A 21,675-nucleotide genomic window follows, 5' to 3' on the forward strand; every position below is an offset into this window, starting at 1 on the left:
AGCCCCGGGCGGCCCGCAGGGGGACACCGGTTTAACGCGAGGTGAATTACCGGACGCGATCGCGGCGATGTCCCCGCTGCCGACGCCGCGCCACCGCGCCGCCGCCCCCGCAGCCGTCGCCGCGCCGAACCCACTGCGCCAAAGCAAATCCCGCCGATACCGGTGCTTTCCATTGCCTGGAATAAAAGCTTCCGGGAATGGAAAGCCACGGCCCGGTGTTTCCCATGGCAGCAGTATCAGCAGTACTAGAGCGCACAAACGAACCAGCAAGGAGTACCCAATGCCAGCAACCGCCGAAGCCTTCACCCCTGAGGCCGGAACCATCACCATGTTCTCGACCACCTGGTGCGGTTACTGCCGGCGGCTGAAGTCGCAGCTCGATTCCCAGGGCATCGGCTACACGGAGGTCAACATCGAGGATGTTGAGGGTACCGCGGACCTGGTGGAATCCCTGAACGGCGGCAACCAGACCGTTCCCACCGTGATCTTCCCGGACGGCTCCTCGGCAACGAACCCTTCCGCAGCCGAGGTTAAGTCCCGTCTGGGTCTCTAACTGAACCGGCCAGGGCCTTGCAGGTACCAGGGCAATCTGGCTGCGGCCTGCGCTGACGCAGGCCGCAGCCAGAAGACCTAAAAGTGACTCCCGGCAGCGGCCTCCCTAGGATGGAGATGCCCCCATTGCTGCGGGGTGCCCTGAGCAATCTCCCGAGAGGCAGTCCTTCCCCATGGTTCACAAGGTCCAAGCGGTAGTAGTCAAGGAAAAGAACGCCCCCGTCACGCTGGAGACGATCCTCGTTCCGGATCCCGGTCCCGGCGAGGCCCTGGTGGACATCCTCACCTGCGGCGTCTGTCACACTGACCTGCATTACAAGCAGGGCGGAATCAGCGACGACTACCCCTTCCTCCTCGGACACGAAGCCACCGGCGTCGTCTCCGCCGTTGGCCCCGACGTCACCGAAGTCGCTCCCGGCGACCGCGTCATCCTGAACTGGCGCGCTGTGTGCGGCGAGTGCCGCGCGTGCCGCAAGGGCCAGCCGCAGTACTGCTTCAACACCCATAACGCCACCCAGAAGATGACGCTGGAAGACGGTACGGAGCTCTCCCCCGCACTGGGCATCGGAGCGTTCGCCGAGAAGACCCTCGTGGCAGCCGGCCAGTGCACCAAGGTGGACGACGACGTCGATCCCGCCGCTGTGGGCCTGCTCGGCTGCGGCGTGATGGCCGGCATCGGCGCCGCCATCAACACCGGTGAGATCCAGCGCGGCGAATCCGTAGCCGTGATCGGCTGCGGTGGCGTTGGCATCGCTGCCATTGCCGGTGCCAAGCTCGCGGGCGCCACCACCATCATTGCCGTGGACATTGATCCGGCGAAGGTGGACCTGGCTCTGTCCCTGGGCGCGACGCACGGCATTAACTCCCGCGAGGAGGATCCGGTCGAGGCCATCCGTGCGCTCACCGGCGGCAACGGTGCCGACGTCGTTATCGAAGCCGTAGGCCGTCCGGAAACCTACAAGCAGGCCTTCTACGCCCGCGACCTCGCCGGCCGCGTTGTCCTGGTGGGTGTGCCCACTCCCGACATGCAGATCGAGCTGCCGCTGGCCGATGTCTTCGGCCGCGGCGGATCGCTGAAGTCCTCCTGGTACGGCGACTGCCTGCCCTCCCGCGACTTCCCGATGCTCGTGGAACAGTACAAGCTGGGCCGGCTGGACCTGGATGCCTTCGTTTCCGAGCGGATCGGCCTCGGCGACATTGAGGAAGCGTTCACGAAGATGCACGACGGCAAGGTCCTGCGTTCCGTGGTGGAGCTCTAATGGCGGCGCGCATCGACAAGGTCGTCACTTCCGGCACCTTCAGCCTCGACGGCGGCACCTGGGACGTGGACAACAACGTCTGGATCGTCGGCGATGACCTGGAAGTGATCATCATTGACCCGGCCCACGACGTCGACGCCATTGCGGCCGCCGTCGGTGACCGTGAGGTTATGGGCATCCTGCTCACGCACGGCCATGACGACCATATCCGTGCCGTTGTCGAGGCACGGGACCGGTTCAGCGCTCCGGTGCTCCTGCACGAAGCGGACCGGATGCTCTGGGACGCTGTGTTCCCTGACGAGGCGCCGGATGACGTGATTGAGGACGAAGACAGCTTCGAGATCGCCGGCCAGACGCTGCAGGCGCTGCACACTCCGGGCCACTCCCCCGGCTCGGTCTGCTTCCTGTTGGAAGGCGAGGAAGGGGGCGGTGAAGCTCCGGTGCTGTTCAGCGGCGACACGCTGTTCAGCGGCGGTCCCGGTGCGACCGGCCGCTCCTTCAGTGACTTCGGGACCATCATCGAGTCGATCCGCGAACGGCTGCTGCCTCTGCCCGCGGAGACCATCGTGAACACCGGACACGGGGATTCGACGACGATCGGCGCCGAGGCACCGCATCTGGACGAATGGATCGCCCGGGGGCACTAACCTCCCCTGATACCCCGCGCTGATACGAGTGAAAGGCGCTGCTTCCGGCTTCGGAAGCAGCGCCTTTCACTTTTGCTGCCCGGTTTTCATTTCCCGGCCTGCACCTGCCAGCCCAGATCATCCTGCCCGGCCTCGGCACCCGCCGCGGTACCAGTACCGGGCCCAGGGGCTTTCTGCCACTGCGCCGGTTCGCCGGCGGGTTCCAGCACGTCGTTCAGCCACCAGGTTTCGCCGGGCGCCCAGCCTGCCAGCATGGTTTTCGCATCGCCGGCTGCCAGGGCTGTCCCTGCGGTGCTGAGATAGCCCGAGACGGTCAGGTGGACGGCGTCGTACTCGCCGGCCACGGCGCGGAAGTCCGGTATGACCCAGGTCCAGTCTCCGGACTGCGGAACTGCCAGGTTCCAGCTGCTGCCCCGCGACCGGGTGACCTCCAGCGGGTAGCGCACCGCCAGGTCCTGCCAGTCAGCGGGACCATGGATCTCCCAGATACGGGCACCGGAAGCCGGCCGCACCGGATAGGACCGGGCATAGGTCCACTCCAAAGCATCCTCCACCAGCTCCAGGCCGGCCGGACCGTTGCCTGGCACCGCGGGAGTGCTGCTGACCAGGCCGGACAGGGACGGAGACGACCACCAGCGTGCGGTCCACCCCGCGGAGAACGGCGTGTTGGCCTCCTGCGCGGTGATGCTGGACCGCCACCGGTCGAGGGCCGGTCCGGCGTCGTGCAGTGCGGGAGGCTGAGTCCCGGGAACGGTGCTGGTCTGGATCCACTGCACGTAGTGGGTCACCGATGCGGCTGGCCCGCTCCACCAGGCTGCGGCCGGTGAGCGGACGACGGCGGCGGCCACGGGAAGCAGCATCCGGCAGGGTTCGGGCTCGGCCAGCAGCTGCGCCGTTTCATCCGGGGGCTGCCAGTAGTTTGCCTGCCGGACCACCCGTGCCAGACTGCGGTGCAGGTCCGCGCCGCTGAAGACAGGCCGCTCCGGGACGCCGGCCAGGATGCGCAGCACCTGCTCACTGGCGCGGGACAGGCCCGGAGCCGTCAGCACTCCGCTTCCGTAGGACTCGCCGGGACGCCGGGGCGCTGTAAGCCGCGCCAGTTCAAGGCAGAGCTCACGCCCCCGGGGAGCAGCGAGCAGGGCCGTGGTGGATGTGAAATCCATCGATCAAACGTACCAGCCGGTCCGGTGACCCCGGACCAATAATGACCCCGGACCAATAATTCCGGCCAGTGTCCTCATTCCCCTCAGCGCTCACTGTCCGCCCGGGCCCTGAACCTCGTCAGCGCTAGCCGGGCCGGGGGACGGTCACCATTCAGTGTTCACAATTCAGTCAGCCTGCATCGGGCCGGGTCGCGGACCGCAGTACCGCGCGGTCCCTGATCCCGAGAAGGCAACGGCGCATGGTGGCCCAGTCCACTGCATCGAGCGGCAGGGCGGCAGGCCCTGCCCGGCGCAGCCCATACCGGAACCGGCCGCGCACCAGCAGCCTCGTCTGGCCGGTACGGACCGGCTGCAGCAGCCACAGCCAGGTGGACCTCCCGTTCCCGTCGGCCCACAGCATCCATTCGTTGGGCTGGACCTCCTTGATCCGCAGCCGGCGGCCGGTGCCAGTGCCGGAACCGGATCCAGTACCAGTGCCGGTGCCGGTGCCAGTGCCCAGCAGGTCCGCAATCTCGTCCCCGATGTCAGCTGCTATCCCTTCCCCGATGTCCACATCCGGCAGCGGCATTTCCGCCCGGCCCGGCAGGCGGCGGCCGATCGCGCTGGGGTCCGGAGTACTGGGGTCCGGAGTACTGGCGTCCGGGAACCGGCCATCCGAAATATTGGCGCCCGGGAACCGGCTGTCCGGGACAGCTGGGCCACGCCCCCTGGAATCCCCGGATCTGACATCACCGATATTGAGCCGGTCCAGGAGATACCAGCCAGCGCGGCCGTGACCCACCAGGTTCAGGAAGGTCCACACATCCGGTGTGGAAGCGGGAATCAGGATGCTTCGCGTGTGCTGGCGCACCCGGCCGGAAAGCACGGTGTCACCGGGCATTCTCAGTCCAGGCGGAGGCATGGTCCGATGCAGCCTGCGGTGCTGAAGAACCCGAAGGGTAATCCCCGCGGCGGACCCGGCCGCGGCCGCTGCACCCAGCGCCCGCCGGTACGGCCTGCCTGCGTGCCCGAAGGCATCCCTCCACCCGGCCACGAAGAGTTCTAGCCCTGTTCCGGCGCTGTCAGGAAATGGCTCGGAGGCTCCGGGGGCCGGACCGGCCGGACAGAGTCTCTGGCAGGATTCCGGCCCGCCGCTGCTGCTCTGGTGAAGACCCTGCCGTCATCGAACATGGTGGCTCTCCTTTGCCTTGCCGTGCCCCTCGATAATAAACCCGGGGCTCTGTCCCAGGCACCGGGCGCCGGGCACCGGGTTCACGGGCGACCGGGCAGACCTTCGAAAACGTCGCCAAGCACTGCTGCTCCCGCCGGCCGGGGCGGCCAGGCAATAACCAGTGCTTCGGTGCCGACGGCGTGTGTCCACCGGGCATCATCCTCGGCACCGGGCGGAACACCGGGGGAAACAACGTGGCGCTGGGTCCGGTGCTCCATAAGACCGGCAACCACCCGGTGGGCCACGGTGCTGACGTCCACTTCAATGCCTATCTGCTCATCCGGCACCGGATGCAGGTCATACATCCGGCCAGCATCCCAGGGATCCAGGCCGTGCAGGATCCGGCTCCGGTTCCAGCGCTCCCAGGTGGACCGGCGCATTGCGCCGTGCACCAGCCGCAGCAGGCCTGGGCCGCCGTCGGCCTGCAGCTCCGCGAAGGCAGCGTCGGTTGCGGCACCCACGGCAATATGGTCCGGGTGCCCGGTCACCCCGTCTGGACCAAAGGTGGCGACGACGTCGGGCCGCTCCTCCGCGAGGATCCCGCCGATCCGGTCCGTGAGTTCCATCTGGGGCACCCCGGCGAGCCCGCCGTCGTCGTATTCCAGCCACTCGTGCCGGTCGGGAGGGCGGCCGTGCGCCGTCCAGGCGGCGTCCAGTTCCCGCCGACGAACCGTGCCGAGCGGCTCCTGCAGTGGCGGGTAGGCGGGATCAACCTGCCCGGCACCGCCGTCCGTGGCGTGGACCAGGATAAACCGGAACCCGGGATCATGTTCATGGAGCGCCACTGTTCCGGCCAGCCCGTAGGCGTCGTCATCAGGGTGCGCGACCACCAGGGCCAGGACGCGCGGGGCGGTCATTTGGGCACCTCCGCAATGCTGGAGAGTTTTTGCGGCCAGTCCCAGCTTAGGAGCTTCGGGGCTAGGGTGGTGGCGCCATGGAATATTTCAGCGCAGAGGGATATGAGCTGGCGCGGCAGGTGCTGCAGCGCGGTATTGCGGCCGTGTTCCTGATCGCGTTCCTCAACGCCGCCGCTCAGTTCCCGGCCCTGCTGGGCGAGCACGGCCTGCTGCCGGCTCCGCGGCACCTGGAACGATCCGCCGGCCGGAGGATTCCCACCCTCTTCCGGCTGCACTATTCGGACCGGCTCCTGCGGGTGGTGGCCTGGACCGGTGCCGTGGCCTCCGCCCTTCTGGTGGCAGGGCTGCCGCAGCAGGGACCGCCGTGGGTACCCCTGCTGGTGTTCGGCCTGGTCTGGTTCCTCTACCTCTCGATAGTGAACGCCGGTCAGGTGTTTTACGCCTTTGGCTGGGAGTCACTGCTGCTGGAGGCCGGCTTCCTGGCGGCCTTCCTGGGCTCCAACGAGGTTGCACCTCCGGTCACGGTGCTCTTCCTGTTCCGCTGGCTGGTGTTCCGGCTGGAGTTCGGCGCCGGGCTGATCAAGATGCGCGGAGACCGGGTATGGCGGGACCTGACAGCCCTGTACTACCACCATGAGACCCAGCCGATGCCGAATCCTGCCAGCTGGTTCTTCCACCACCTGCCTAAACCACTGCATAAGGCCGAGGTGCTGGGTAACCATTTCGCCCAGCTGGTGGTTCCGGTTTTCCTCTTCTTTCCGCAGCCGGTGGCCTCCATCGCGGCTGCCCTGGTGATTCTGACACAGCTGTGGCTGGTGCTTTCCGGAAACTTTGCCTGGCTCAACGTCCTGACGATTTTGGTGGCTTTCAGCGCCGTGGACGATGCAGCCGTACGGACCGTTCTGCCGTGGGCGTCCTTCGGTTCATCGGACCCGGCCGGCACTCCGCTGTGGTTCGTGGTGGTGGTGCTGATGCTGACGGCGGCCATGCTCTACTGGGCCTGGGAGCCGCTGCGGAACCTCTTCAGCCGCGACCAGCTGATGAACGCGTCCTTCAACCGCTGGCATCTTTCCAACGCCTACGGCGCGTTCGGCAGCATCACCCGGCGGCGGAACGAAGTAGTTATCGAGGGAACCATGGACGAGCCGGGGCCGGAGGCCCACTGGCAGGAGTACGGCTTCCATGGCAAGCCCGGAGACCCCGGCCGGATGCCGCGCCAGTTCGCTCCCTACCACCTGCGGCTGGACTGGCTGATGTGGTTTCTGGGTCTGGGTGCCTCGGGCGGGAACTGGTTTCCGGTGCTGCTGCAGCGGCTGTTGGCGGCCGATCCGCAGACCCTCAGGCTCCTGCGGACCGATCCGTTTGACGGGGCCCCGCCGCGCTGGATCCGTGCAAGGGTCTTCCGGTACCGGTTCTCCACTTCGAAGGAACTGCGCACCGAAGGTATCTGGTGGGTCCGGGAACTGGCCGGTGTGCTGGTGGATCCGGTCCAGCGCCGGGACCGGGATACCTGACCTGCGCTGACCTGCCTCACATGACCTGCCCCTGCCCTGACCTGCACTGCACGGAACTGACCTGACCTGCACAGACCAGCGCGGCGCGCAGCGGCACCGCGGCCCGCGTTGATCGGTCAGGTTCTGGCCTTTACCCCGGGTTCAGGCCTTCACCCCGGGTCAAGGCGGGTTTAGACCCTCCCCGGGTTCAGGCCCCGTCCGGTTTGGTCACCACCGTATGTGTGGCGTGGTCGTACAGGAACGTCACCGGCCCTCCGGCGTGGTGGAAGCTGTAGTTCACGCCGTCGAAATGGGCGCCACGGCCGTAGTTCTCCGCCCAGGAACCGTTCAGCGCGGCCTTGAATTCGTAGTCACCGGCCGGGAGGTCCACGCTGAGTTTCCAGAGTTCGTCGCTGCGGTCAAAGCCCAGCTGGACGGCTGGGTCCGCCGGCTCCCAGTCCTCTCCGCCGAGTGGGGCACCGAAGTCTCCGGCTACCGCCACCGCCTGGGGCTGCGGAAAGGAGGGGCCTTCGTAGCGGTCTTCCTGATGCGACCCGTGAGGCTGTCCGCCCGGCCCACCGGACTCCGGTTCGCGCAGCGCGTCCTCCAGCACGGCCTCGCTGCGGGTTTCCGCCGGAGTCATGGCACCGCGGGACGTCCCGGTTCCGGCCAGTGCGGCCTGCATCTGCTCCACATCGGGGAAATCGGCCAGAGCGGCGCGGCCCGCAGCGGTGATGCTCCATCCGGCGCGGCCCTCCTTGAGGATCCAGCCCGCTTTGACCAGCTTGGTGGTGGCCGTCACAAGAGAGCGCTCGCCGCGGGCCACTCCGCTGGCCAGGAAATCGGCTTCAGGTCCTTCCAGCGGCACCTGTTCCAGGGCTCGGCGCAGCACGTCGGCACGGCCTGCCCTGCCCGGATTGGACGGGTCCTGGGTGGCCAGGATCTCCAGGATGGCTTTCAGCCGGATGGCGGTGTTCTCAACACTCTTCTTAGGCAAGGCGGAATCCTTCTGATCGGGGGGGCGCAGACCGGACGGCTGCACGGGTTTTCGCGCCCGATGCTATGGGCAGCGGGCGGTGGTTGGAAGGACAGGAACCGGTCCGCCGGTGATTTCCTCCAAGAGCGAGACATCCCCTTGACGCAGGCCCGCGTACCTGCGATAGCCGCCCAGCAGTGCTGTTTCGGCATCGTCCATGGTGAGTCCAGGCACCAGGTCCTCGGCAGCTCCTGCGGTCTCGGGGTCCCAGTCAAGGCCCAGAGCAGCGTACACGGACGTCAGCACGCGGCGCAGCGGATCAGCGTTCCGGACCACTACCACCGAGGAAAAGAGCCAGGCTCCGGACACCACGCGCTGTGCTGTTCCCACCAGTTTGATGCGCGCGTCTCCGGTTCCGCCGTGCACGGTGTACTCCCCGGGACAGTACTCTCCGGGAATTTCCCCCACTGCGGCCGGTACTCCGGCGTCCTGCAGGGCTGCGGCCAGGAGTTCGGCAAAACCGGCAAAGCGGGCCAGGGAACGGGCGACGGCGTTGGGCTCGGGTTCGATGTGGTCCAGGATCAGGCAGCCCCCGTGGTAGGCAGCCGCCCGTCCGCCGGCCTTGCGGACCAGGGGTTCGAAGCCCTGCTCGCGGCACGCGGCGGCGGCCGCCGCGAACCCCGGCAGCCGTGCGTCCCGCTGGCCAAAAGCGACCGTTGGCTGCGGCCGGTAGATCCGCAGCGCCGGACCAAGCCTCCCGTACCGGGCGGAGGCCAGCATCGCCAGCGCACCTTCAAGGTCCGCAGCGGCCCCGGACGACTGCTGCTGGCGGTAAACGTCCAGGACCCTGGCGGGTGCCTCCACCGGCTATCCCCTGCCCAGCGGGCGGACGGTGAGGATTTGTTCGCTGCGCCCGAAGGGACCGGTCTGGTCGTGCAGGACCGAGGAGGTCAGGCCGATTCCGTCCGTACCGAAGGAGACGCGCGTGTCGAGGCCGAGCCAGCGGCCTTCCGGCTGGCGGTACAGGTGCATCTGCAGGTCCACGTTGGGGAACATCCAGCTGTCTCCGCCCGGCGGGACCCGGGCGGCTATGCCGTTGGCTGCATCCACGAGGCCGAGCAGGCTGACCAGATCGGGGGTGTCCTCGCCGTCGACCATCCCAAACGGCGAGCGCATCCAGACCTGTCCGCGGCCGGGACGCAGGCCGGGCACCGCCCGGAATTCCAGGGAGTTGATGAAGTTTCCCGGCCAGGCAGTCATCCCGGTAAAACCGGGCACGTCCAGGGGGCCGGGCATCTGTGCATCTTCGACGGCTGCCACTTCGGTGGAATCACCGATCGCCAGCCGCCAGGCCGTTGCCCGGATGGCGGTGCGCCCGCCGGCTACGAGCTCGGCTTCAAGCAGTTCTATGGTGCGGCCCGCCCGGATGACCTTGGTCCGCACATCGAAGGTGCCCTGCGCAATGATGCCCAGGATTTCGAAGCTGACCCGGGCCAGCCGCATGTCCGGGCGGGGACTCTCCTGTTCCAGGCAGTGGATCAACAGGCCGGCGGCCGGAGCCATGTGCTGTTCGTGCTCGTTCCAGGCCCCCTGCGTGTGGGGTGTCGACTCAAACGTTCCCTCACCCAGCGGGCGGTAATACGATTCCGGCACAAATCCTCCTGGCAGGTCCTCCAAAGATGCGCTCTCAGGTTACAGGAGCCTGTGCACAGCGGCGGCTTCGGGGCTGCAGCAGCAAGCTTTGCGGCGGCCTCTTCCTAGCCATCCGTGCCGGCGGCAGAATGGGTGGCGGCGCAGCCCGCCGGGATACCCTGCCGCCTTCCTCCACGCGCTCTGGATCATGTTCCCTGGAAGGTGTTCGCATTCCCTGGAGGGTGTTTAGTGGAGCGTGTTCATCGGATCCCGGACTTCACTGGATCCCGGACGAAACCGAGGCAGCATGAAGTACACACATTTGGGCCGGTCCGGACTGCAGGTGTCCCGCCTGTGCCTGGGCACCATGAACTTCGGACCGAAAACCTCCGAGCCGGACGCCCACACGGTGATGGATGCTGCCAGGGAAGCCGGAATCAATTTCTTCGACACCGCCAACGTCTACGGCTGGGAGAACAAGGGACTGACGGAGGAGATCGTGGGCCGCTGGTTCGCCAAGGGCGGCGGCCGGCGTGCGAGCACCGTGATCGCCACGAAACTCTACGGTTCGATGGGCCCGGGCCCCAATGACACTTTCCTCTCGGCACTGAATATCCGCCAGGCCCTCGATGCCAGCCTGAAACGCCTCCAAACCGACCATATCGACCTCTATCAGTTCCATCACGTGGACCGAAACACGCCCTGGGACGAGATCTGGCAGGCCATGGAAACCGCCGTCGCGCAGGGGAAGATCATCTACAACGGCAGCAGCAACTTCGCGGGCTGGCATCTCGCCCAGGCGCAGGAGAGCGCCCGCCGGCGCCGGTTCAACGGGCTGATCAGCGAGCAGTCCATCTACAACCTGCTCAGGCGCACCGTGGAATTGGAAGTGATTCCGGCCGCGCAGAAGTACGGCCTGGGGCTGATTCCCTGGTCCCCCTTGCAGGGCGGGCTGCTCGGCGGTGTGCTGAAAGCCCAGGACGACGGCGGCCGGCGGGCCGAGAAGCGGGTCCAGGATCTGCTCGACAAGCACCGGGACCAAATCCAGGCATATGAGGATCTGGCTGCGCAGCTGCAGATCGAACCGGGAATCCTGGCTCTGGCCTGGCTGCTGCACCAGCCCGCGGTGAGTGCTCCGATTATTGGGCCCCGGACCTCCGGCCAGCTGGACGACGCGCTCGCCGCCCTGGACCTCGAGCTCGACGAGGACACGCTGGCGGAGCTGGACACCATCTTTCCGGGCCACCGTCCGGCACCGGAGGATTATGCCTGGTAAGCCGAAGGGACGGGCGGGGCCGGACCAGGCCGGGCCGGACCAGGCCGGGCCGGGCCGGGCCGGGCCTCGGCTGGTCAGTCCAGTCCAGCCGGCTCGATCAGCTGCGGGCCGTTGTTGCGGACGGAATTCACCTCGGTCGAAACCACCCTCGGACTGAGCACCGGGTCGGGAATCGCCTCCAGCACGCGTGCAATGGCTTCCGCGTCCGTCAACGCCGGGTCCAGCCATTCGGCGTACATATCCGGCGGCACCACCAGCGGGGTCCGGTCATGGATGTGGCCGAGCTCGTCCGCCGCTTTCGTGGTGATGATCGTGACACTGAGCAGCCACTTATGTTCGTGGTCTTCGGGCAGGTTCGGATCAGGCCAGAATTCGTACAGCCCGGCGAACGCCAGCGGGTCCGGAACAGGGGGATGCAGATACGTCGGAACCTTGCCCTCTTCCGTCTTCTCCCATTCGTAGTAGCCGTCGGCGGGCACCAGTGCCCGGCGCTTTACTGCGGCCTTGCGGAACGCGGGTTTTTCCAGAATGGTCTCCCGCCGGGCGTTGATCAGCCGCGCCCCAATCTTCGGGTCCTTCGCCCAGACCGGCACCAGCCCCCACTTTGCAGTCGCCAGGCGCCGCACGGTCCCGTCCGGTCCGCGGCGTTCGGTGATAATCCGCACGTCATCGGTGGGCGCCACGTTCCATGAGGGATTGACGTCTTCCCCCACCACCTGGTCCGCTGCGAAGGCCGACACCAGATCCGACGTCGCCCTGGCCATCACGTATCGTCCGCACATGGCCAACATTGTGCCCCAAAACGCTGCCGGAACACAGCAGCAGAACCTGGCGCCGCCGTCGAACATTATTCGAACATATGTTCTACTAGAAGGATGGATCAGGAGGCTGCCGGACGGTTGGCGGCCCGCTACGCCCGGCGGGCCGAACCCATCGGACTGACGCCCGAAGAACTTGATTTTGACCACAACCCGGTCACCACATCCATGCCCGCAATTCCCGTCCGGGCGTGGATCAGATTCCCGGGCTGCGCAGAGCTGGTGGAAGGCGAAACCTGCACCTGGTCTGCAAAAGCGGTGCAGGTGCTGTGGGAGGACGCCGGTATCCGGCGCTCAACCTGGGTGTGGGCATCTGCAGTATCCCGGCGTCCTGCGGACGGCCGGCGGAGCACCCTTGGCGACCGGACCCCTGTACGGAAGAGTAAAAATTAAGGGGATAGGTATTTCCGGTTCCAGAAAGGCTCAGCGCCCGTGTTCGCACCGTGCACCTGTATCCGGTCTGCCGATCCCCTGTCCGGCCGGATCGGCGTCACCGTCTACGATCCCTTCTGCCTCCAGCGCATACACCGCGTCAAAGGCTCCACTCTCTGTGAGAGCAGTTACGACGCCAGGCGCTGACGCCCCCCTGACTGCATCCCTGGCGGTCCCCCGGTCTCAGCTGTGGCGTGCTGCCGCTGCGGCGTGGGAGGCAATGCTGAGCTTATCGATCCAGGCCAGCGCCATGGCCGAGAGGATAAAGGCAATGTGGATCACGGTCTGCCACAGCAGGACGTCTCCGGCGTGAGCACCGAGCTCCGGATCCTCAAAGTAGGTGCGCGCCTCAACGAAGGACTTCAACAGGTGCACCGAGGAGATCCCGATGATCGCCATTGCCAGTTTCACCTTGAGGATGTTGGCGTTGACTTGGGAGAGCCACTCGGGCTGGTCGGGGTGTCCATCCACGGACAAGCGTGAGACAAAGGTCTCGTAGCCGCCGATGGTGACCATGATGATCAGGTTGGCCACCATCACCACGTCCACCAGACCCAGGACCATCAGCATCATCTCCGCCTCGTTCAGGGTGGTGATGTGCGTGGCCAGGTGCCACAGCTCCCGTATGAAGGTCACAACGTAGAGCAGCTGGGCGACGATCAAGCCGAGATAGAGGGGTGCCTGGAGCCAGCGGCTGGCGAACATCACGGCACCCAGATAGCCGCGGGCGCGGTTGCCGGGGCTCATGCGGCCGGGCATTCCATGCGCTGCCTCGTGCCGGATCGTCTCATGCAGGACTGTCAACTAATACCCTCACTGTTCTCGCTTTTCTCCCCCGCAGGACTGTCGGCGAAAGCCGGTGTGTCGTCACCAACTGGCGCCGTGGGCTGAGTCACATCAGCCGGACACGCAGGGCAGGATTCAGCGACCCCCCGTGAGGGTGATCCCCGGTGGGGCAGTGACCCCCCGGTGGGGCGGTGGGTCCCGGTAAGAGAGCAGGATCCAGTGACCCCCGGCGAGGTGGTGCCCGGTCAGGACTCCATTGCCGCGATCTGCAGGAGGTTGCCGCAGGTATCGGAGAAGACCGCCGTGGTCACCGGGCCCATTTGGACCGGCGGCTGGGTGAATTCCACTCCGAGGCCCAGCAGCCGTTCATACTCCGCCTGGACGTCCTCAACAGTGAAGGAGTTGAACGGAATTCCGTCGCGCACCAGCGCTTCCTTGAACGGCGGCACCGCCGGGTGTCCGCTCGGTTCCAGCAGCAGTTCGACGCCGCCTTCCTCTCCGGGGTTCCCGACGGTGAGCCAACGGGCGCCGCCGGCGGGCTCATCGGCCCGCTTCTCGAAGCCGAGGACCCGGGTATAGAAGTCCAGAGCCTTGGCCTGGTCGTTCACAAAGATGCTTGCCAGAGTGATTTTCATGGCTGTTGCCTTTCTGCACCCCCGCGTCTTGCGGATGGCAGGACACTATCCCGGGACGACCATCAGGACTGCACGTGGTTGCGCCTGTGACGGTGCTCCAGAAGCAGCCTGGCCCCGTTGAGAATCAGCGTTTCCACGGGAACATCCTGTTCCGCGGCCAGTTCTTCCAGCTCCCGCCCAAGTTTCGGCGGAATGTGCACCTCGACATTCATAGGTTAAACGGTATCCCTGACGGAGACCCTCCGGTTACCACACCGCAGCGGGTACCGCAGGCCGGGCGCCTTCGGTTGAGCGCCCCGCACACCCTGGCGATGAGGCCCGGCTTTGGGGCTTCGCAGTGCTAATCTGAGAGGACTCGAAAGTATGTTCTAAGAAAGGCTGCGGATGCCAGTGTTTTCGGGGAATGTTCCCGGCTCCTCGCCGCGCAGCCAGGCGCTGTCCGACGCCGATGCCGCCTCGGGCTTTCCCAGCCCGTCCCGCGATTACTTCGATGGCCGGATCGACCTGAACCGGCACCTGATCCGCGACATCACCTCCACATACATCGTGCGGGTGTCCGGGGACTCCATGACCGGCACTGGAATCAGCGACGGCGACGAACTGATCGTTGACCGTTCCCTCACACCGCGGGACGGCGCCGTCGTCGTCGCCGTCCTCAACGGCGAGCTGGCGGTCCGCCGGCTCCGGCTGGCCGGCCGTGGCATAGTGCTGGCCGCGGAGAATCCCCACTATGAGGACATTCCGGTGCCGGACCCGGCGGAGCTTTCCATCTGGGGCGTTGTGACACGGTGCCTGCACCATGTCTGAGACTGACCTCTCGGACGCGGGCGGCTCCGAGGCAGTGGCGTCACGGCCCGGACTCCGTGCTGACGCCGTTATCAGCTCCGCCCTGCCCGGCCCAGCTCGTGTGCCAGGGCCGGGTCCAGGGCCGGGTCCAGCGCCCACTCCAGTAATACCGCGGCTGCACCGGATAGCCCTGGTGGACGTCAACAGTTTCTACGTCTCCTGCGAGCGCGCGTTCGATCCGGCGCTCGCAGGCATTCCGGTGGTGGTGCTCTCCAACAATGACGGCTGTGTGGTGGCCCGGTCGGACGAAGCCAAGGCGCTGGGCATCAAGACCGGAGAACCGTGGTTCAAGCTGGCCGACGCCGCACCGCGGCTTGGCCTGGTCCAGCGTTCAAGCAACTACGAGCTCTACGGCGATCTCAGCTCCCGGGTCATGGAGCTGCTCGGCCGGTACGCGCTCTGGCAGGAGGTCTACTCCATCGACGAATCGTTCCTGGGCCTGGCCGGCACGGCAGAAGAACTGGATACCCAGGGTGCGGACATCCGCACCGCCGTCGCCCGCCACACCGGCCTGCCGGTCTGCGTGGGCATCGGCACCACCAAAACGCTGGCGAAGTTTGCCAACCGCATCGCCAAGCAGAACAAGCATCTGGGCGGAGTCTGCAACCTGGACACCATGGATCCGGACGTGGTGGAGACCATTATGTCCCGCGTCCCGGTGACCGGGCTCTGGGGCGTGGGAACCAAGCTGGGCAAGCGTCTCCACGCGCTGGGCATCCGCAGCGTCGCGGACCTGAAGGCGGCAGATCCGGCACTGATCCGCAGCCGTTTCTCCGTTACGCTGCAGCGTACCGTCCTGGAACTGAACGGGACCTCCTGCCTGCCGTTGGAGGAAGAGCGCGCAGACCGGCAGCAGCTGATCTTTTCCCGCAGTTTTTCGGCACCGGTGACGACGGCGGCGGAGATGCGGCAGGTGATGAGCATTTACGCCCAGCAGGCAGCGGCCCGGCTGGAACGCGAGGGGCAGCAGGCCCGGGTGCTTACCGCTTATGCCGGAACCTCTCACTTCAGCCAGAAGGCGGCGTCGTTCCCCTCCGTCACGGTGCGGCTGCAAAGCCCCACGTCCGATCCTGTGGTGCTTACCCGGGCCGCTGTCGGCGCGCTGGAGGACTCCATCGTTGAGGGCGTCCCCTACACCAAGGCCGGTGTGATGCTGAGCGGCCTGTCCGACGCCGGTGCGCAACCGGTGTTCGACGAATTCGTCTCCGCCCATGAGCACCGGCATATTGGTGAGCTCCTGGGCAAGGTTGCGGACAAGTACGGTGCCGCCAGCATCGGTTTGGGCCTGGCCGGTCTCTCAAATGCGAAACCGGACTGGACCATGTCCCGGAAGTTCTCCTCCCCCCGATACACCACCGAGTGGGATGAGCTGCCGGTCGTGAAGGCCTGCTGAGCAGTGTGGAACCCGGCGGAGTAACCCTGCGGTGGAACCCTGCCGGGGAACCGGCCTTGGAACCCAGCGGCCCGGATATCGTTTGCCGGCTGGACTGGCGCTGCCCGGCCGCCGCTTGCAGGTCGATTCCGGTTGCTGCCCGGCTCGCGGGTATCAGCCTTTTCCCACTGACCTACCCAGCAGTGTTGTGCAGCCCGGATCCGGCGGCGTAGCGTCTGGAGGAAATCCCATCACCCGGCAGCGGGCCGCGCAGCAGGCGCGGAATCGGCCGTGCAGGAGGACAGTCGTGGAAATCCGACCAGCAAAACCGAGCGTCAAGGGCCCAGACACCATGTTCACCGGAGATGTCTGGTTCGACGTCTTGGCCGAGGGAAGTGAGCCGTCGCGGCTGCGCGTAAACGTGGTGCGTTTCGCCCCGGGGGCACGAACTGCCTGGCACAGCCATCTTTACGGCCAGACACTGCACATTACGGAGGGCCGCGGGCTGGTCCAGTCCCGAAGCGGCGATATTACTCATGTACGCGCCGGGGACACCATCTACACCCCTCCCGGTGAGTGGCATTGGCATGGTGCCGCGCCGGACAGCTTCATGACACATCTGGCCATGTGGGATGCTGCCGGCCCGGGCGACGGTCCGGAGGCTGAGTGGGGCGGCCATGTCACTGACACGGACTACCGGACCACCCCGCAGGCAGATATTCCGAACTGACAATCCCCGGCCGGGTTCTGCGTTTCCTCTCTACTCTTCAACGTCGGGCCTGGTCAGGCGCAGCTCCTCGACGTCGAGCCGCACCTCCAGGAGACGCAGCACCCTGTCGTCGATGACCTTGTCGTCCCGCAGCTGCAGAAGCACGATACGTTTGCGTCCGAGCAGCGCCAGCCGCAGTTCCGAGTCCTGCTGATATCTCCGGACCGCAGGAAGATCGTCCCGCGGGCCGGCTCCGGTTGCGCGCAGGACGTCGAGGTGGTGCCGCTGTTCCCGGGTGATCCGGTCCACGACGTCCCGTTCCGTGCCCAGCTGCGCGGCCAGCCGCGGAATGGCCAGGAGTCCGTCCTCGGTGGCCCGGACTTCGGCGAGCTGGCGCTCCTTCTCCATCGCGGTGTCCTGCGGCAGCCGGGCCCACCGGGCCACGAGAGGCAGCAGCGGGCCCTGAACCGTCAGGGTCACAACAATCACGCCCGCTGTCACAAAGATGATCATCCCGCGGTTTGGAAAAGGGGTTCCTGCAGCGGTGAGGACCGGAACGCCCAGGGCGGCCGCGAGGGAGACAGCACCTCGGAATCCGGCGATACCGCTGACTACCCAGGAGCGGTTGCTGACCTGCCGCAGCCTCTGGGTGGCGACCCTGTTCCGCAGAGGAATGCGGAAGCTGGTGAGGAACAGAAAGGCGAAACGAATCGCGAGGATCACCGCGGAGACGACGGCGACGCCGAGGAGTCCCAGCGCGATTTCTCCTCCGCTGAGGATCCGCACAACAGCGTGCAGTTCAATTCCAATGAGGGCGAACAGTGCCCCGTTAAGCAGGAACGTGGAAAATGACCAGAACGCCCGGGCCTGCCTCCGGGCCAGCGCAGAGTTAATCCGGGGTCCAGCCTGGCTCATCATCAGGCCGCAGACCACCACGGCCAGCACACCCGATCCGCCGAACTCTTCGGCGAGCAGGAAAGCGGAAAACGGCGTCAGGAAGCTGATGACGGTACTCAGCAGTGCGTCGTCGACCCGGCGGCGCAGCCAGATTCCCGCCCAGGCCACCAGGACTCCGGAGGCTATGCCCCCTGCGTAGGACAGGACGAGCAGCCCCGACACAACGAGGGGCGTGTAGTCCCGGTCTCCGGCGACTATTCCCACCGCCACGGCGTACACAACAAGCGCGGTTCCATCGTTAATCAGGCTCTCTGCGCGCAGCAGGGTAACGCTGCGGTGGGGCAGCATTCTCGCCAGGGCTGCGACGGCGGTGGCGTCGGTGGGTGCGACGGCGGCGCCCAGGACCCAGGCCGGCCCCCACGGCATTCCCAATGCGTGGGCGGCAGCGGCCACCCCTGCTGCGGTGAGGACTACCAGGACTGTACTCAACAGGATGATCCGCCGCTGGTGGGTCCGGATTTCCCGGAGCGACGTCGTCAGGCTTTCCCAGTACAGGAGGGCCGGGAGGAAGAGCAGCAGCACAACCTCGGAAGGCAGCTCGACGTTCCGGAAGGCCGGAACGAACCCCAGCAGGACGCCCCAGCCCAGCAGTAGCAGCGGGGCACCTATCCGAAGGTACGGAGCGGCAAGCGAACATACGAGGATTGCTATTCCCAGGCCGACGAGGAGTTCCAGACCGAGCACAGGCGACCTCCCGGTTATTTCATCCGGCCGGAACGGATTGTGTCTTCCGGCGCTTTTTCAGTCTGGCAACCAGGACCGGGTGCGTCGAGGTCTCCGGCCTGCTGCGGTGCTGTTCCCGGTTTACCGGGCCGATAAACCTGACTCCTACAGCTGACCTATGACTACAGCTGGCCTATGAAACGGCGACGGGAACAGGTTCCCGGAGCATGGACCAGACCATTGGGCCGCCGTCGGGCGTCTCCGTCACCGCCCAGACCACGAATCCGTGCCGGCTGTAAAAGGCGAGGTTCCGGTCGGAGGAAGTTTCAAGGGCGATGGAGCGCCCGTGCGCGTCCGCGTGCTGCAGCACCGTTTCCAAGAGTATGGAGCCGAGCCCGCTGCCCTGGATGCCGGGGGCGACGCCGATGGTAGCCAGCGTCCAGGCATCCGGGGGCGGCTGCGGCAGACGGACTTGCAGGCGATGCCCTGCTTCTCCGTGCAGGTCGGACAACTTGCGTTGGAGGCCCGAATCCAGCTCGACGGGTCCTGGCTGAACAAGAACGGCGGCGCAGTCAAACAGGTCGTCGGTCCACACCTCTCCTTGCGGGAGCCCCACATATTCCAGATAGAGGCGCTGGATGGCCGCGAGGCGGGCCTCGTGGCGCTCGCTGTCCACGGTCCAGCGGGTCCAGGGGTAGTTGCCGAAGGCCTCGGCCAGGGTTGCGGCGAGGGCGGTAATCTCGGCCGGAGATGCTTGCGCCAGCCGGCGGATTGCCATGCTGCTCCTTTGTTTGCGTTTGTTTGCGTTTGTTTGCGTTTGTTTGCGTTTGTTTGCGGGGTTCGGGAATGGTCTTCCCGGATCGGGGAAGACTGCTGAGGTTCTGACGGATTCTATACGGACTTCTTCGACGGACTTTTTTGCGGACTACATGGACTGCACGGACTGCATGGACTGCACGGACCACGCGGAGCATGCTCAGAATGGCGGCGGGTCCAGATCGTAAAGTGTCTCATTTATGGCGTGCGCGACGCCCCTCCCGTTAAGGCCATCCACACCGTGTGAGATAGAGCCGTCCACAACCTTCGTTCTGCGCATATCCCTGACGCCATCCACACCGTGTGAGCCAGAGCCGTTCACAACGTTGGCACCGCGCATAACGTTGGGGCCGTCAAAACCTTGTGAGCTGGCCATACCCTGGGCCCGGTCCGTACCGTTTGCCCCCTTCCCGCTCCTAAGCCGGGCATCAGAATCCAGTAAGGTCCAACGCTCACCCGGAGTTTCCCGGGTCCCATAGGCAAGCATGGGCGTGGTGCGGTAGCTGCGGTCCAAAGGCGAAGTCCATTCGATGGTGCCTGCCTTCGGCTGCCGGGCCTTCCAATGTCCGAGTGTCTTGAACCGGTGGTGCTTTGGGCACAGATGTTCCAGGTTTGAGTGCTCGGTGTTGCCGCCGTGAGCCCACGGCCGGGTGTGGTCGATCTGCGAACTCTGCACATTGACGCCGCAGCCGGGAAACCTGCAGGTGCCGTCTCTGGCCTGGAGCCAGCGCTTCAGCCCAGCGGGGATTCGCCGGCGGCGTCCGACTCCGAGAACCTCACCGGTCGCCGGGTCCTGTACCAACGGAGTCCAGCTCAGTGCCTGAGCGATCATTTGCCGGCCGGCTTCCGGGCTCAGCGGGCCGTAGCCGTTGAGCTCCGCCGGTGACTCGTCCAGTCCTGCGAGCGTATCGGCGTTAATCAGGACCATCACCTCCGTCCTCAAACCGTTTCTGCGTGCCCGTCGTGCCTTTGACTTCCGGGGAGTGCGGTCTTTTCGGGGCCTCCCCGCATCATCGGACCGCTGGTCAGCCGCTGCCGGCATCCCAGCAATACCCTGATCTTCGGGTGCCACGGGGGCAAATCCACCCCGAAACGCGTCATTCCCAGATGCGGCATCACGTCCCGGAGCGCCAGGCTCATTCGTCATCGCACCAGGCCCTGCAGTCACCGCTCCGTCCAGGTCTGCCACTCCCCCGGCCGACACCCGTTCTTCAGCCGGCCAGCTGATAGGAATACCCGCATCAAGCAGCAGGGACTGAAGGATGTCAGCCCGGAGCTGGTCCATGGAACGCTTGTCTCCGGCTGACTTCTCGCCGCGGGCCGCAGCAGAGAGGGCCGAGTGGATCGCCAGGCCTTTTTCTGCGGCGAGAAAAGCGGAGATACAGGACATTCCATCTGGCAGGGCCTCAAAACAGACTCGCCGCTTCGCGAAGGCGTCCTTGTGGCGCACGGGGATTGTGCCCGGGAACAGAGATTCCCTAAGCCTGCGGGCCTTCGCTGTGAACCGAGCGGCTGTGATCCCTTCAGCATGCGTGAGCAGATCCCGTTCAAACCGGGCACGCGTGCTGCAGACCGAGCCGGCATCCTGTAGGTCGAGCGGCTCCGCACCTGTGGGATCAGGCGCAGGTTCATCGGGAATCCCGTCAGGTATGCACTGCACCTCGTCCAGGACCACCCTGGCATGCTGGTAACTAATTCTGCCGTCCGAAAGCCTCTGCAGGGTCGCAGTGTGCCCGGTGCAGAGGCTGTTGGATTCGTTGACCAGGCGCATCGCGCTCATATGGGGCAGGTTCAGGATGGCACCAACCTCAGCCGCCGCCAGGCTCTGTGCCCACGCCGGATCCTCCCGGCCGGCGGCTAGGGAGATGTCGCGGGCGAACAGCTCCTCGATCCGGGCCACAACAAGTGCCTGCTGAGCCTGAGCCCAGGAAACCAGGGCACCCAGCCTGGCCAGGGTACTCCCGGCCTCCGCATCCGCCAGAAAACCGGGGTCTTTGAGGGACAACCTGCCGTCAAAACCGTCTGGCAATGCGTCACCGGCTGGGGCCGGGGCTTCACCGTCCGCGCAGAAGACCGAGAGCCCAATGCTGACATCCGAATGCGAACCCGAAGACCCCGGGGCATCAGCGTCGTCCCGGGCATCCCCGGCATCCGGAGTAACCGGAGTGGCCGGAGTAGCCGGCGTATCCGGGGCACCGGCGCTCGATGGCCTGGTCTCCGGAAAGCTGTTCATAGCTCAAGGCTTTCATCCGCCACCGACATTTCGAGCCCTAAAATGGGCGATTTTGGCGCGGCCGGATACGGGACATTTGCGATCAAATACTCGTTCTTTTTGGTGTCGGAAGGACCGGAATCGAGTGGTGTTTTCGGGCGGGATTGAGGCGAGAACCCACCCCTGCTGTCCAGCCAATCGGCGCATGCAACCAGGAGCGGCCGACGGCGTCACGTCGCCCCGTCACCAGCGAGCCCCGCGGCCCCGCATCCCCCGCGGCCCCGCATCCCCGGGCCCCACGCGCCGTCCACAGCGCATGTGCCCCTCCAGCGCACCTGCGCTCCCACGCCACACCCACCCAACC

The 21,675-nt window shown here is 66.1% G+C and carries 21 protein-coding genes; 8 read left to right on the forward strand and 13 right to left on the reverse strand.

The features are described 5' to 3' along the window. The first annotated feature begins 280 nt into the window (after positions 1-280). The 3 genes from ArtHe_RS07335 (at position 281) to ArtHe_RS07345 (ending at position 2,458) form a co-directional block, all read left to right on the forward strand. Positions 281-553 (forward strand): mycoredoxin, encoded by a 273-nt coding sequence (locus ArtHe_RS07335; RefSeq protein WP_066297394.1) that lies wholly within the window; start codon positions 281-283, stop codon positions 551-553. A gap of 172 nt (positions 554-725) precedes the next feature. Continuing rightward, positions 726-1,811 (forward strand): S-(hydroxymethyl)mycothiol dehydrogenase, encoded by a 1,086-nt coding sequence (locus tag ArtHe_RS07340; protein ID WP_248319413.1) that lies wholly within the window; start codon positions 726-728, stop codon positions 1,809-1,811. After that, on the forward strand, positions 1,811-2,458 hold the full coding sequence (locus ArtHe_RS07345; RefSeq protein WP_248319414.1) for an MBL fold metallo-hydrolase: 648 nt from the start codon (positions 1,811-1,813) through the stop codon (positions 2,456-2,458). Before ArtHe_RS07340 ends, ArtHe_RS07345 begins: the two co-directional genes overlap by 1 nt. Before the next feature lie 86 nt (positions 2,459-2,544). On the opposite strand, the gene ArtHe_RS07350 is transcribed toward ArtHe_RS07345, so the two are convergent. The 3 genes from ArtHe_RS07350 to ArtHe_RS07360 form a co-directional block, all read right to left on the reverse strand. Beyond that, on the reverse strand, positions 2,545-3,621 hold the full coding sequence (locus tag ArtHe_RS07350; RefSeq protein WP_248319415.1) for a hypothetical protein: 1,077 nt from the start codon (positions 3,619-3,621) through the stop codon (positions 2,545-2,547). A 169-nt stretch (positions 3,622-3,790) separates the two neighbouring features. Beyond that, positions 3,791-4,501: a hypothetical protein gene (locus ArtHe_RS07355; RefSeq protein ID WP_248319416.1), complete on the reverse strand. Its 711-nt coding sequence runs from the start codon at positions 4,499-4,501 to the stop codon at positions 3,791-3,793. A 371-nt stretch (positions 4,502-4,872) separates the two neighbouring features. Further along, the gene (locus ArtHe_RS07360) at positions 4,873-5,688 is read right to left on the reverse strand and encodes a PIG-L family deacetylase (protein WP_248319417.1); all 816 of its coding nucleotides are present in this window, start codon (positions 5,686-5,688) and stop codon (positions 4,873-4,875) included. Between the two features lie 77 nt (positions 5,689-5,765). Here ArtHe_RS07360 and ArtHe_RS07365 point away from each other — a divergent pair, with 77 nt between their 5' ends. Further along, a complete protein-coding gene (locus tag ArtHe_RS07365) occupies positions 5,766-7,202 on the forward strand; it encodes a lipase maturation factor family protein (RefSeq protein ID WP_248319418.1) in 1,437 nt (478 codons plus the stop codon). A gap of 187 nt (positions 7,203-7,389) precedes the next feature. Here the strand turns inward: ArtHe_RS07365 and ArtHe_RS07370 are convergent, their stop codons facing one another. The 3 genes from ArtHe_RS07370 to ArtHe_RS07380 all read right to left on the reverse strand — a co-directional run bounded on the left by ArtHe_RS07370 (position 7,390) and on the right by ArtHe_RS07380 (position 9,810). Continuing rightward, positions 7,390-8,178, reverse strand: coding sequence for a glycosidase (locus ArtHe_RS07370; RefSeq protein ID WP_248319419.1), 789 nt, complete (start codon positions 8,176-8,178; stop codon positions 7,390-7,392). Positions 8,179-8,241: 63 nt separating this feature from the next. Next, positions 8,242-9,021, reverse strand: coding sequence for a lipoate--protein ligase family protein (locus tag ArtHe_RS07375; RefSeq protein WP_248319420.1), 780 nt, complete (start codon positions 9,019-9,021; stop codon positions 8,242-8,244). Between the two features lie 3 nt (positions 9,022-9,024). After that, positions 9,025-9,810, reverse strand: a complete 786-nt coding sequence (locus tag ArtHe_RS07380) for a thioesterase family protein (protein ID WP_248319421.1) — start codon at positions 9,808-9,810, stop codon at positions 9,025-9,027. A 286-nt stretch (positions 9,811-10,096) separates the two neighbouring features. Between ArtHe_RS07380 and ArtHe_RS07385 the strand changes: the two genes are divergently transcribed. After that, positions 10,097-11,065 (forward strand): aldo/keto reductase, encoded by a 969-nt coding sequence (locus ArtHe_RS07385; RefSeq protein WP_248319422.1) that lies wholly within the window; start codon positions 10,097-10,099, stop codon positions 11,063-11,065. A 74-nt stretch (positions 11,066-11,139) separates the two neighbouring features. Here the strand turns inward: ArtHe_RS07385 and ArtHe_RS07390 are convergent, their stop codons facing one another. The 4 genes from ArtHe_RS07390 to ArtHe_RS07410 all read right to left on the reverse strand — a co-directional run bounded on the left by ArtHe_RS07390 (position 11,140) and on the right by ArtHe_RS07410 (position 13,948). Continuing rightward, positions 11,140-11,847 (reverse strand): SOS response-associated peptidase, encoded by a 708-nt coding sequence (locus ArtHe_RS07390; RefSeq protein WP_248319423.1) that lies wholly within the window; start codon positions 11,845-11,847, stop codon positions 11,140-11,142. A 651-nt stretch (positions 11,848-12,498) separates the two neighbouring features. Beyond that, positions 12,499-13,062, reverse strand: coding sequence for a TIGR00645 family protein (locus tag ArtHe_RS07400; protein WP_248319425.1), 564 nt, complete (start codon positions 13,060-13,062; stop codon positions 12,499-12,501). Positions 13,063-13,346: 284 nt separating this feature from the next. Continuing rightward, the gene (locus tag ArtHe_RS07405; protein WP_248319426.1) at positions 13,347-13,736 is read right to left on the reverse strand and encodes a VOC family protein; all 390 of its coding nucleotides are present in this window, start codon (positions 13,734-13,736) and stop codon (positions 13,347-13,349) included. Between the two features lie 62 nt (positions 13,737-13,798). After that, positions 13,799-13,948: a hypothetical protein gene (locus ArtHe_RS07410; RefSeq protein ID WP_157075240.1), complete on the reverse strand. Its 150-nt coding sequence runs from the start codon at positions 13,946-13,948 to the stop codon at positions 13,799-13,801. A 172-nt stretch (positions 13,949-14,120) separates the two neighbouring features. Between ArtHe_RS07410 and umuD the strand changes: the two genes are divergently transcribed. The 3 genes from umuD to ArtHe_RS07425 all read left to right on the forward strand — a co-directional run bounded on the left by umuD (position 14,121) and on the right by ArtHe_RS07425 (position 16,684). Further along, positions 14,121-14,543: a translesion error-prone DNA polymerase V autoproteolytic subunit gene (umuD, locus tag ArtHe_RS07415; protein WP_248319427.1), complete on the forward strand. Its 423-nt coding sequence runs from the start codon at positions 14,121-14,123 to the stop codon at positions 14,541-14,543. 172 nt (positions 14,544-14,715) lie between these two features. Next, entirely contained in the window at positions 14,716-15,975 is a 1,260-nt protein-coding gene (locus ArtHe_RS07420; RefSeq protein ID WP_248319428.1) for a Y-family DNA polymerase, read from the forward strand. A gap of 286 nt (positions 15,976-16,261) precedes the next feature. Further along, positions 16,262-16,684 (forward strand): cupin domain-containing protein, encoded by a 423-nt coding sequence (locus ArtHe_RS07425; RefSeq protein WP_248319429.1) that lies wholly within the window; start codon positions 16,262-16,264, stop codon positions 16,682-16,684. A gap of 30 nt (positions 16,685-16,714) precedes the next feature. Here ArtHe_RS07425 and ArtHe_RS07430 read toward each other — a convergent pair whose 3' ends face one another. The 3 genes from ArtHe_RS07430 to ArtHe_RS07440 form a co-directional block, all read right to left on the reverse strand. Further along, positions 16,715-18,304, reverse strand: a complete 1,590-nt coding sequence (locus ArtHe_RS07430; RefSeq protein WP_248319430.1) for a Na+/H+ antiporter — start codon at positions 18,302-18,304, stop codon at positions 16,715-16,717. Positions 18,305-18,476: 172 nt separating this feature from the next. Further along, entirely contained in the window at positions 18,477-19,061 is a 585-nt protein-coding gene (locus ArtHe_RS07435) for a GNAT family N-acetyltransferase (protein ID WP_248319431.1), read from the reverse strand. A 198-nt stretch (positions 19,062-19,259) separates the two neighbouring features. After that, the gene (locus ArtHe_RS07440; RefSeq protein WP_248319432.1) at positions 19,260-21,332 is read right to left on the reverse strand and encodes an HNH endonuclease signature motif containing protein; all 2,073 of its coding nucleotides are present in this window, start codon (positions 21,330-21,332) and stop codon (positions 19,260-19,262) included. Positions 21,333-21,675: the final 343 nt, after the last annotated feature.

This window comes from Arthrobacter sp. Helios, assembly GCF_023167125.1.
Lineage (GTDB): Bacteria > Actinomycetota > Actinomycetes > Actinomycetales > Micrococcaceae > Arthrobacter_B > Arthrobacter_B luteolus.